9 protein-coding genes are annotated in these 10375 nt (G+C 73.2%); 4 read left to right on the forward strand and 5 right to left on the reverse strand.

Annotated features, from left to right (window positions below):
• Positions 1 to 78: 78 nt before the first annotated feature.
• The 3 genes from AB0D94_RS16690 to AB0D94_RS16700 form a co-directional block, all read right to left on the reverse strand.
• Positions 79 to 957 carry an ABC transporter permease gene (locus tag AB0D94_RS16690; protein WP_362051862.1) on the reverse strand — a complete coding sequence of 293 codons (879 nt, stop codon included), beginning with the start codon at positions 955 to 957 and terminating at the stop codon, positions 79 to 81.
• On the reverse strand, positions 950 to 1915 hold the full coding sequence (locus AB0D94_RS16695) for an ABC transporter permease (protein WP_362051888.1): 966 nt from the start codon (positions 1913 to 1915) through the stop codon (positions 950 to 952). The genes AB0D94_RS16690 and AB0D94_RS16695 overlap by 8 nt, the downstream gene beginning before the upstream one ends.
• Positions 1916 to 2039: 124 nt before the next feature.
• Positions 2040 to 3668: an ABC transporter substrate-binding protein gene (locus tag AB0D94_RS16700; RefSeq protein ID WP_362051864.1), complete on the reverse strand. Its 1629-nt coding sequence runs from the start codon at positions 3666 to 3668 to the stop codon at positions 2040 to 2042.
• Positions 3669 to 3868: 200 nt separating this feature from the next.
• Here AB0D94_RS16700 and AB0D94_RS16705 point away from each other — a divergent pair, with 200 nt between their 5' ends.
• Both AB0D94_RS16705 and AB0D94_RS16710 read left to right on the forward strand, forming a co-directional pair.
• The gene (locus AB0D94_RS16705; protein WP_362051866.1) at positions 3869 to 4825 is read left to right on the forward strand and encodes a fibronectin type III domain-containing protein; all 957 of its coding nucleotides are present in this window, start codon (positions 3869 to 3871) and stop codon (positions 4823 to 4825) included.
• A gap of 138 nt (positions 4826 to 4963) precedes the next feature.
• Positions 4964 to 6988: an NB-ARC domain-containing protein gene (locus AB0D94_RS16710; protein ID WP_362051868.1), complete on the forward strand. Its 2025-nt coding sequence runs from the start codon at positions 4964 to 4966 to the stop codon at positions 6986 to 6988.
• Between the two features lie 143 nt (positions 6989 to 7131).
• On the opposite strand, the gene AB0D94_RS16715 is transcribed toward AB0D94_RS16710, so the two are convergent.
• Positions 7132 to 7317 carry a DUF5999 family protein gene (locus AB0D94_RS16715; protein ID WP_031142052.1) on the reverse strand — a complete coding sequence of 62 codons (186 nt, stop codon included), beginning with the start codon at positions 7315 to 7317 and terminating at the stop codon, positions 7132 to 7134.
• Positions 7318 to 7472: 155 nt separating this feature from the next.
• Between AB0D94_RS16715 and AB0D94_RS16720 the strand changes: the two genes are divergently transcribed.
• Positions 7473 to 7913 carry an SRPBCC family protein gene (locus AB0D94_RS16720; protein ID WP_362051871.1) on the forward strand — a complete coding sequence of 147 codons (441 nt, stop codon included), beginning with the start codon at positions 7473 to 7475 and terminating at the stop codon, positions 7911 to 7913.
• 218 nt (positions 7914 to 8131) lie between these two features.
• Here the strand turns inward: AB0D94_RS16720 and AB0D94_RS16725 are convergent, their stop codons facing one another.
• Positions 8132 to 9364, reverse strand: coding sequence for an acyl-CoA dehydrogenase family protein (locus AB0D94_RS16725; RefSeq protein ID WP_362051873.1), 1233 nt, complete (start codon positions 9362 to 9364; stop codon positions 8132 to 8134).
• 206 nt (positions 9365 to 9570) lie between these two features.
• Between AB0D94_RS16725 and AB0D94_RS16730 the strand changes: the two genes are divergently transcribed.
• Positions 9571 to 10215, forward strand: a complete 645-nt coding sequence (locus AB0D94_RS16730; protein WP_362051875.1) for a TetR family transcriptional regulator — start codon at positions 9571 to 9573, stop codon at positions 10213 to 10215.
• Positions 10216 to 10375 lie beyond the last annotated feature (160 nt).

Here is a 10375-nt window from a genome sequence, read left to right on the forward strand (position 1 = left end):
CTGAGGACGTCGCGGGCGTCGCGGACTCGGCAGGCCCGGGCCCCGCGGGTGCGGCGGGCCCGGTGGGGGCGGGGTGGGTCACAGGGTCAGCTCCGAGCGGCGGCGGGGGTTGAGGCGGTCGCGCCAGGCGCCCGCGAGGCCCGCGATGGCCAGGGTCGGGACGATCAGCAGGAGGCCGGGGAAGAGCGTCGGCCACCAGTCGCCGGCCAGCAGGGAACCCCGGGCGCTCTGGACGAGCCCGCCGAGGCTGGCCTGGTGCGCGGGAAGTCCCAGCCCCAGGAAGGACAGCGCGGACTCGTGCCACATCGCGTGCGGCACCATCAGCACGGCGGCCAGGCCCGCCTGCGGGAGGACGCCCGGCACCAGGTGCCGTACGGCGATCCGCCACCGCGAGGCGCCGCCCGAGACCGCCGCGTCCACGTAGGGCCGGCCCCGCAGGGACAGGACCTCCGCGCGGACGATGCGGGCCGTCGACAGCCAGTGGGTCACGGCGACGGAAGCGACCACCGGCCACACCCCCGGGCGGAACATCGCCACGATGAAGATGCCCAGCAGCAGGTGCGGGATCGAGGACAGCGCGTCCACCACCCGCATCACCAGGCGGTCCGTCCAGCCGCCCAGCGCGCCGGCCGCCGCGCCCACGGCCGTGCCGATCACGGTGGCGGCCAGCGCCGCCACCAGGCCGACGCCCAGCGAGACCCGCAGCCCGTAGACGCACCTGAGCAGCAGGTCGCGCCCGACGTCGTCCGTCCCGAAGGGGTGGGCCCACGACGGCGGAAGGAGCTTTGCCGACAAGTCGACCGCCTGCTGGTCCAGCTGCGCCAGCGGCGGGACCACCAGCACCGCCGCCACGACCAGCGCGACGGTCACCGCCGAGGCCCGCACGCGCAGCTTGCGCGTCGAACGCCGGGTGGGGCCCGCAGACTTCCACACCCGGCCGGCCGTCAGGTCAGCCATCGAAGCCCACCCTCGGATCGGCCAGCCCGTAGAGCAGGTCGGACAGCAGGTTCCCCGCCAGCACGGCCGCCGTGGCCATCACGGTCAGGGCCGCCAGCAGCGGAAAGTCCACCGAGGTCGCCGCCTGCACGGTCGCCGCGGCGATGCCCGGCCAGCTGAAGACGGTCTCGACCAGCAGCGCGCCGGTGATCAGTTCCGGGACCCGCGAACCGACCAGGGTCAGCATCGGCAGCATGCCGGAGCGCAGCCCGTGCCCGAGCAGCACGGTCCGCTCCGCCAGACCCCGCGCGCGGGCCCCGCGTACGGGGTCCTCCGCCAGCGCGTCGGCCACGCCCTGGCGGACGTACAGGAAGAACCACGGGAGTTGGGACAGGCCCAGCACCAGCGCGGGAAGGACCAGGTGCGTGGCGACCTGCCCGAAGGTGACCACGTCGCTGCCCGCGTCCGTCAGGCCCCCGGAGGGCAGGACCCCCAGCCGTACCGAGAAGAACCAGATGGCCAGCAGGCCCAGCCAGAAGGCCGGGGCCGCTTCCAGGGTGTACGCGAGCCCGGACACGGCCCGGTCCAGCGGACCGCCCGGGCGGCGCGCGGCCAGCACTCCGAGCGCCGTGCCCGCGAGCACCGCCACGGTGAAGGCGCAGGCCGCGAGCAGCGCGGACCAGCCCACCCGTTCGGCGATGACGTCGGCCACCGGCTGCCGCATCACGGAGGAGGTGCCGAGGTCGCCGGTGAGCGCCGAGGTGAGCCAGTCCCACCAGCGCGTGACCAGCGGCTGGTCCACGCCGAGGTTGGCCCGCAGCTCGTCGAGGCGGTCCTGGGAGGCGGTGAGGCCCGCGGTGCCGGCGTACGCCTTGACGGGGTCGAAGGGGGACAGCGCGGCGACGGCGAAGACCCCGAAGGTGACGGCGAGCAGGACGGGGGCGGCGAAGAGGGTCCGCCGCCCCGCCATGCGCGCCATCGGCCCCCAGGGGAGGCGGCCGGAGCGGGAGTTCACTGAACGCCTGTCCTTCGGGTCGGGCCGGGCCCGCGGCGCCCGGCACGGGCTGATCCGGCCTGACCCGGAAGACAGGCCCTGGCTCGGCTCACTTCTGCTTCGGCTTCCAGCTCTCGACGTTCCACCACGGGCCGGAGCCCAGGCCGTGGTCGTGCGGCTCGACCTGGGTGGTGAGCCCGTCCCACTTGTCGTTCACGACGTACAGGTGGTCGATGTGGGTGAGGAAGACGTAGCCCGGGTCCTTCACCAGCTCGCGCTGCACGGTGTCGTACGCCGCCTTGCGCGCGGCCGGGTCGCCGCTCCTGCGGGCGTCGCCGAGGGCCCGGTCCACGGTCGCGTTGTCGTACCAGGCCATGTTGTTGAAGCCGTCGCCCGCGAGCGAGGAGGTCAGCAGCTGGTACTGGTCGAAGTCCGGGTCGGCCGGGGAGCCGCCGCCCGCGAGGACCGCCTCGGTCTTCATCCGGGGCTCGATGACCTCCCAGGTCCCGGCCTCGGTCCTGACCTCGATGCCGGCCTTCTTGGCGTCGGAGGCGAAGGCGAGCGCGTGGTCCTGGCGGATCTTGTCGCCGGAGGTGTACCAGAGCGGGAAGGAGGCGCGGACCCCGTCCTTGACGCGGATGCCGTCCTCGCCCGTCTTCCAGCCCGCGTCGTCGAGGATCCGCCGCGCCTTGTCGAGGTCGTACGCGCGCTCCGTGCCGGCCGTGAACCACGGGCTGCCGGTGGGCACCGGGCCGTACGCGGGCTTGCCCGCGCCCTCCAGGAGCTTGTCGACCATGGCGCCCCGGTCCACGGCGATGTCCAGCGCCTGGCGGACGGCCACGTCACCGGTGACCTTGTGCTGGGTCGGCAGCGTCACGTTGCGGTAGTCGAAGGTCTTGGCCGCGTACATCCCCCAGCTACCGCTGGGAGGTGCCCCCAGACGCGCCTTGTCCTTCTCGAAGCCCTTGGCGAGGTTGGGCGGCAGGATCGCCGCGTCCAGCTCGCCGGAGCGCAGCCGGGTGACGCGTACGTCGTCGTCCTTGATGACGGCCATGGTGAACTTCTTCACGGCGGGTTCGCCGCCCCAGTACCCGGGGTTGGCCTTGAAGCTGAGCTTCTCGCCCTTGGACCACCCGGTGAGCAGGTAGGGGCCGGTGCCGACGGGCCGCGTGGTGAACTCCCCGCTGTTGACGTCCTGCCGGCCCGCCACGTGCTCGGGGGCGATCGGCAGCACCGTGCGCTCGGCGAAGGGCGCGTAGGGGTACTTCAGCGTGAAGACGACCGTGTCCTCGCCCCGTGCCTCGACGGACTCGATGGCGTCCAGTTCGGTCTTGGACGCGTTGTTCGTCTTCGGGTCGAGGATCGTCCGGTAGGTGAAGACCACGTCCTCGGCGGAGAAGGGCTCCCCGTCGCTGAACTTCACGCCCTGGCGCAGCGCGTAGGTGTACGTGCGTCCGTCCGCGGAGACCTCGGGCAGGGCCCGGGCCAGCGCGGGCTGCAGCTTCATGTCCGCGTCGTGCGTGAGCAGTCCGTCGAAGATCTTGGAGTTGCCGTCCTTGCCGTAGCCGAGCAGCGGGCTGAGGCTTTCCGGCTCGGTGGCGATGCCGACCACGGCGGAGTCCCCGCCCGCGGTCCCCGCCGCGGTCCCCCCGGAGGGGGTCGAGCAGGCCGCCACGCCCGTGATGAGTGCGGCGGCCAGCGTCGCGCCGGCCACTCCCCGTACTGTCCGGGCCGTCATGCTGTGCACATCCCTGTTTACGATCATCTGTTATTGCAAAGAGATCGCAATAATGCCAGACGGGAGCAGAAGAAGACGAACCGGGTCACATCGGCGGCCACTTCCGTCCGGCAGACCAAGGCGCACGGGTCTTGCCGCACCTCCGCTCCGCGTGCCATATATGTCTAGACCTTTACGAGGACCGCGGAGGAAGGCACCCCGTGCGACGCACCGCCCCCACGCTCGCCCTCTGCCTGGCCGTCTCCGGCCTGGCCGCGTCGGTCGGGTGCACCGCGGCCGACACCGACCCCCCGCCCGCTCCGGCCGGGCTCACCGCGCAGGCCGGCAGCGCCACCACCGTGCACGTCATGTGGGAGGCGGCGGCCTCCCGCGACGGGGTGACCGGCTACCAGGTCTTCCAGGCCGGCCGGCTGGTCCGCGAGCTCCCCGCCGAGAAGAACATGACGGACGTCACCGGGCTCACCCCGCAGACCGGCTACGCCTTCACCGTCCGGGCGAAGGACGCCGCCGGGAACCTCTCCCCGCAGGCCCCGGCCGCCCAGGTGACCACCCCGGCGGCCAAGGCCGAGGACCGCGCGGCGCCGACCGCCCCGGCGACGGCCACGGGCCGCGCGACCGGGCCCCACGCCGCCTGGGTGTCCTGGTCCGCGGCCACGGACGACACCGGCGTGACGGCGTACGACGTCTACCAGGGCGGCGTCCGGATCCACACCGCCGGCCCCGGTGAGAGCGGCACGGCCCTCACCGGCCTCCGGCCGGACACCGTCTACACCTTCACCGTCCGGGCCCGGGACGGGGCGGACAACTCCTCTCCCGACGGCCCGGCGGTGGACGTGACGACCCCGCCCGCCTCCGGCGAGGGGCCGGGCACCGCGCCCGCCGGGTTCACCGCGGTCGCGTCGAAGGGCGAGGTCACGCTGGCCTGGACGGCCCCCGACACCGGACGGGAAACCAGCGAGTACGAGCTCTACGTCAACGAACAGCCCACGACCGTCATCCAGTTCGGCACCGGCGCCGTCCCGAGCGGCAGGGCCGAACACCGGCTCACGGTGACCGAGCCTGCCGGTACGGTGTGGGCCGTGAAACTGCGGGCCCGGCTGCCCGACGGCAACTGGGGCGCCTTCTCCGCGGAACGGCGGATCGTTCTCGTAGCGTGAAATATGGCTGACGTTCTGGCCTGATCGGCACTGCCGTGAAAGAAGATCACGCACAATACATCCGTGTTCGGTGAGTACTCGGTCAACAACAATCAGGCAGGACCCGCGGGCGGCGCCGCTGGGCCAGACTCTGGCGCCGTGCCGGGAAACCTGCCGCCGGAATCGGCGAGCTTCGTCGGCCGGGAGAACGAACTCGGCCTGGTTCACGACCTGTTGCGGGAGAGAAGACTGGTCACCCTCACCGGGGTGGGCGGTGTGGGCAAGTCCCGCCTCGCCCTGCGCGCCGTCACCGACGCCCGCCAGGCGCGGCCCGACGGCGTCTGGTGGGTGGAGCTGTCACCGCTGCGCGACCCCACCCTGCTCACCACCACCGTCGCCCACACCGTGGGCCTGGCCGACCACTCCGCACGCCCCCTCGACGAGGAGCTGTGCGCCTGGATGGCCGACAAGGAGCTCCTCCTCGTCCTCGACACCTGCGAGCACCTGGTGGCCGACTGCCGGCACCTCGTAGGCGAACTCCTCCAGTCCGCACCGGGCTTGACGGTGCTGATCACCTCACGGGAGCCGCTCGGCACCCCCGGCGAGGCCCTCGTCGAGGTCCGCCCGCTGCCCTGCGAGGGACCCGACAGCGATGCCTTCGCCCTCTTCCGGGCCCGCGCCCTCACCGCAACCGCCGGGGCGGCGGCCGCCTTCGAGGACCCCGAGCGGGCCGCGGTCGCGGTCGAGGTCTGCCGCCGCCTGGACGGGATCCCGCTCGCCCTGGAACTCGCCGGAGCCCGGCTGCGGTTGTGGACCCTGGAGCAGATGGCCGAGCGGCTCGGCACGCGCCTGGACGTGCTGTCCGGCAGCCGGGCCGCGCTGCCGCTCCGGCACCAGACGATGCGGACGGCGATCGGCTGGAGCCACGAACTGTGCGAGCCGGTGGAACGCCTGCTGTGGGCCCGGCTCTCCGTCTTCACCGGGGACTTCGACGTCGCCGCGGCCCGCGCCGTGTGCGCCGGCGGGCCGCTGCCCGCCTCGCGGGTGGAGCGGGTCCTGGCCGGCCTGGTCGCCAAGTCGGTGGTCCGGTGCACCGACGAACGGGGCGCCGGGGCCCGCTACCGCATGCTCGACACCATCCGCGAGTACGGCCACGACTGGCTGGAGGAGCTCGGCGAGGCCGGTGTCACCGCCGACCGGCACGCCCACTGGTACGCGGCCCTCTCCCAGGCCGCCGACCGCGGCTGGCTGGGCCCGGGCCAGGTGGACTGGTACCGCAGGACGACCGCCGAGCACCCCCAGCTGCGCACGGCCCTGGAACACCTGCTGCGCTCCGACCCGACGGCCGCGATGGAGATGGCCGGGGCCTTGTGGTTCTACTGGTTCGCGTGCGGGCACGTCCACGAGGGCCGCAGCTTCCTGGAGCGGGCGCTGCGCGCCGCCCCGCACACCGGAGCCGTGTACACCCAGGCGCTCTGGGCCCTCGGGCTGACGACCCTGCTCCAGGGCGACCTGGCCGCGTCCCGGGAGCTGGGCCTGGAGTGCACCCGGGAGGCGGCCCGGCTGGCGGACCCCGAGCGGGAGCTGCGGGCGGCCTATCTGCACGCCGTGTCGGTGCTGATGCCGGGGGACCCCGTACGGGCCCTGGAACTCGCCGGTCCGCGGGCCCGGGCGGGCCACGGCGGCCTGACCAGCGCGCCCGGCTGGCTCCTGTGCCGGCTGGCCACCGGGTACGCCCTGTGCGACCTCCAGCGCTACGAGGAGGCTGCCGAGGAGGCCCGGGCCCTGCGGGAGGCCTGCGCGGAGCTGGGCGAGCGCTGGCTGCGGGCCTACGCGGACTACATCCTGGCGGTCTCGGCGCTGGGCCTCGGCCACCACGGGGAGGCCGCCCGGCACGTACGGGCGATGCTCTCCGGGAAACGGCTGCTCGGCGACCGCTTCGGCATCGCGCTGGGCCTGGACGTGCTCGCGGCGGCGGTGGCCGGGCTGGGCGACGGGGAACTGGCGGCGCGGCTGCTGGGCACGGGGCACGCCTGGTGGCGCACGGTGGGGCGGCCCCAGATGGGCGGCTCGCCCTCGCTGACGGCCCTGCGGGACCAGGGCGAACGCCAGGCCAGGGCGGCGATCGGCGACGCGGCCTTCGAGGCGGCGTTCCTGGGCGGCGCGGCCACGTCCACCGGCTGAACGACAGCCGGTGGACCGGGTAATTCCTGGGCTCCCGTCAGTACGGGAGGGGTCTGCCCGACGGGGTGCGCAGGTCCAGGTCTCGGGGGGCGGGCTTCGGGACGGGCTTGCGGATCAGCTGCTGGCGCATGCTGCCTCCTCGCTCAGACCAGGGCCGGGCGGCGGGGTTCCACCGCGCGGCCGTCGGGGAGCAGTTCACCGGTGTCGTCGAAGACCACGGCGCCGTTGCAGAGCAGGCTCCAGCCCTGTTCGGGGTGGAAGGCCACCGTGCGGGCGGCATCATGGTCGGCGCTGTCGGCCGTAGGGCAGGGGGGCTGGTGGGAGCACATGGCGCACCTCCTCGCAGAGTGGGGCGGGAGGGCCGGTGGTCACCCGGTCGAATCCGCGATCCACGGTGGCGGTGAGTATTACCGATCGCCACCCCTGGACGGAACCCATATTCGCGGTCCAGTTCAGGGTGTGTATGCCCGATTACCATGCGCTCATGCCCGTTATCCGGATCGTTCACCGCACGTTCCTCCCGCCGGCCGAGGCGTGGCTGCGGCTGACGGACTGGGAACGGCACGGCGCACAGGTCCCCCTCACCCGGACGGTCATCGGCACGGCGGTCCCGACCCGGGTCGGGACGATCTTCACGGCGCGGACGGGCGTGGGCAGGATCACCATCGACGACCCCATGGAGGTCGTCGTCTGGCAGCCCCCGACGGCTGCGGGCGCGCCGGGGCTCGTCCGGCTGGAGAAGCGCGGCCGGGTGGTGACGGGCTGGGCGGAGATCGGGATCCGGGCGGACCCGGCCGGGGGCAGCGAGGTCCACTGGCACGAGTCCCTGCGCGTACGCCCCCTCCCCCGCCTCCTGGACCCCCTGGTCACGGCGGCCGGCCGGGTCCTGTTCACCCGAGCCCTGCGCCGCCTGCTGTCCCCCTGACCCGGGCGATTCCAGCCTGGCCGGCGTTCGAGGCGCGGCCCCATCCGGCCTCGCCGAAGCCAGACTCAGCCCCGACCGGAGCCAAACTCAGCCTCGCCGGCGTTCGAGGCGCGGGTCCGGGCAGAGCCCGGTGCCCGGCGGAGCCGGGTTTCCTGGGGCTCCGCCCCGGACCCCGCGCCTCAAACGCCGGCGAGGCTGGAATTGCCAGGGCACAGCGCCTAGCGGATCGGCATGTCGGAGATCGTCCGCGCGATCACCAGCCGCTGGATCTCGCTCGTCCCCTCGAAGATGGTGTAGATGGCGCTGTCGCGGTGCATGCGCTCCACCGGGTACTCGCGGGTGAAGCCGTTGCCGCCGAGGATCTGGACCGCCTGGGCGGTGACCTTCTTGGCCACCTCGCTCGCGAAGAGCTTCGACATCGAGCCCTCCGCCGAGGTGAAGGGCCGGCCCGCGACCGCCATCCAGGAGGCCCGCCACACGAGCAGGCGGGCCGCGTCGATCTGGGTCCGCATGTCGGCGAGCTGGAAGGCCACGCCCTGGTTGTCGATGATCGGGCGGCCGAACTGGGTGCGGGTCTTCGCGTAGTCGAGGGCCACCTCGTACGCGGCGCGCGCGGTGCCGACGGCCATGGCGCCGACCGCCGGCCGCGAGGCCTCGAAGGTGGCCATGGCCGCGTTCTTCACGCGCTCGCCGGCACCTCCGCTGCGCGCCCGCTCCCGGGCCCGGGCCAGCCGCTCGTCCAGCTTCTCCTTGCCGCCGAGCAGGCAGGAGCCGGGGACCCGTACGTCCTCCAGTACCACCTCGGCGGTGTGCGAGGCCCGGATGCCGTGCTTCTTGAACTTCTGCCCCTGGGTGAGGCCCGGCGTGTTCGGCGGCACGATGAAGGAGGCATGCCCCTTGCTGCCCAGCTCCGGGTCGACGACGGCCACGACGATGTGGACGTTGGCTATGCCGCCGTTGGTCGCCCAGGTCTTGGTGCCGTTCAGCACCCACTCGTCCTTGGCCTGGTCGTAGACGGCGCGGGTGCGCATCGCGCCCACGTCGGAGCCCGCGTCCGGCTCGGAGGAGCAGAAGGCGGCGACCTTCACGTCGTCCGGGGTGCCGTACATCTGCGGGATCCACGTGCCGATCTGCTCCTCGGTGCCGTTGGCGACGACGCCGATGGCCGCGAGGCCGGTGCCGACGATCGACAGCGCGATGCCCGCGTCGCCCCAGAAGAGCTCCTCCATCGCCATCGGGATGCCGAGGCCGGTGGGGTCGAAGAACTGCTGGGCGTAGAAGTCCAGGGAGTAGATGCCGACCTTCGCGGCCTCCTGGATGACGGGCCAGGGAGTCTCTTCGCGCTCGTCCCATTCCGCGGCCGCGGGCCGGATCACGTCGGCGGCGAAGCCGTGGATCCAGTCCCGTACCTGCTTCTGGTCGTCGTTGAGCTCCATGGTGAACTCCGCCATGTCCCCTCCAGCTGTCTGTGCTCGTCCAAGTGCATGTTACTACCGGTAACCCTCACGGCGGCCACAGTCTGTTACCAGCGAGTAAGCACTGTCAAGCAGGGTCCGGGCCACCCGGTAGGCGACCGCCGATTCGATCTCGAGGGTGTGCGGGGTGTTACGTTGCGTGGGCGTCACGCACATCGCAAGGGCGGGGAGAGAAACAGGTCATGGAGATCACGCAGCGGGCCGGCGAGCCGGGAGCGGCCGAACGGCGGCGGCGGGAACTGCTCGAAGCGGCCGACCGGGTCGTGCTCAGGGACGGCCCCAAGGCGTCCATGAACGCCATCGCGGCGGAGGCGGGCATCACCAAGCCCATCCTCTACCGGCACTTCGGCGACAAGGCGGGCCTCTACCAGGCGCTCGCCGTCCGGCACACCGACGCCCTGCTCGAGTCCCTGCGCGCGGCCCTCGACGCCCCGGCCGAGCGCCGGCAGCGGGTGGAGGCCACCCTCGGGACCTACCTCGCCGCCATCGAGGCCCGCCCGCAGGTCTACCGCTTCCTGATGCACCCGGCCGAGGACGCGCAGGCCACCGAGCACGGATTCGACGTCGGCCAGCACTCGGCCCCGCTGCTGCGCAGGCTCGGCGAGGAACTGGCCCAGGTGATCGGCGAACGCGTGGACCTCGGCCCGGGCGGCGAACGCCTCGCCCGCGTCTGGGGCCACGGCATCGTCGGCATGATGCACGCGGCCGGCGACTGGTGGCTCGGCGAACGCCCTTGCTCCCGCGAGGAATTGGTCGCGGGTCTCACCGACCTGCTGTGGGGCCGCCTCTCCTCCGCCGGCAACCGCGCAGACGGCCCCGGCTTCTGACGAACCCGCCCCCGACTCCAGCCTCGCCGGCGTTCGAGGCGCGGGGTCTGGGGCGGAGCCCCAGGAACCCGGCTCCGCCGGGCACCGGGCTCTGCCCGGACCCGCGCCTCAAACGCCGGCGGGGCTGAACATGCCTGGCGGAGCCGGGGCTGCGGAGGGA

This window comes from Streptomyces sp. NPDC048255, assembly GCF_040652415.1.
Lineage (GTDB): Bacteria > Actinomycetota > Actinomycetes > Streptomycetales > Streptomycetaceae > Streptomyces.

Excerpts from the sequence above, each read along its gene's own strand:
- AB0D94_RS16725 (WP_362051873.1), bottom strand. The coding sequence starts at position 9,364 with ATGGCGGAGTTCACCATGGAGCTCAACGACGACCAGAAGCAGGTACGG.
- AB0D94_RS16690 (WP_362051862.1), bottom strand. The coding sequence starts at position 957 with ATGGCTGACCTGACGGCCGGCCGGGTGTGGAAGTCTGCGGGCCCCACC.
- AB0D94_RS16730 (WP_362051875.1), top strand. The coding sequence starts at position 9,571 with ATGGAGATCACGCAGCGGGCCGGCGAGCCGGGAGCGGCCGAACGGCGG.
- AB0D94_RS16700 (WP_362051864.1), bottom strand. The coding sequence starts at position 3,668 with ATGACGGCCCGGACAGTACGGGGAGTGGCCGGCGCGACGCTGGCCGCC.
- AB0D94_RS16695 (WP_362051888.1), bottom strand. The coding sequence starts at position 1,915 with ATGGCGCGCATGGCGGGGCGGCGGACCCTCTTCGCCGCCCCCGTCCTG.
- AB0D94_RS16720 (WP_362051871.1), top strand. The coding sequence starts at position 7,473 with ATGCCCGTTATCCGGATCGTTCACCGCACGTTCCTCCCGCCGGCCGAG.
- AB0D94_RS16715 (WP_031142052.1), bottom strand. The coding sequence starts at position 7,317 with ATGTGCTCCCACCAGCCCCCCTGCCCTACGGCCGACAGCGCCGACCAT.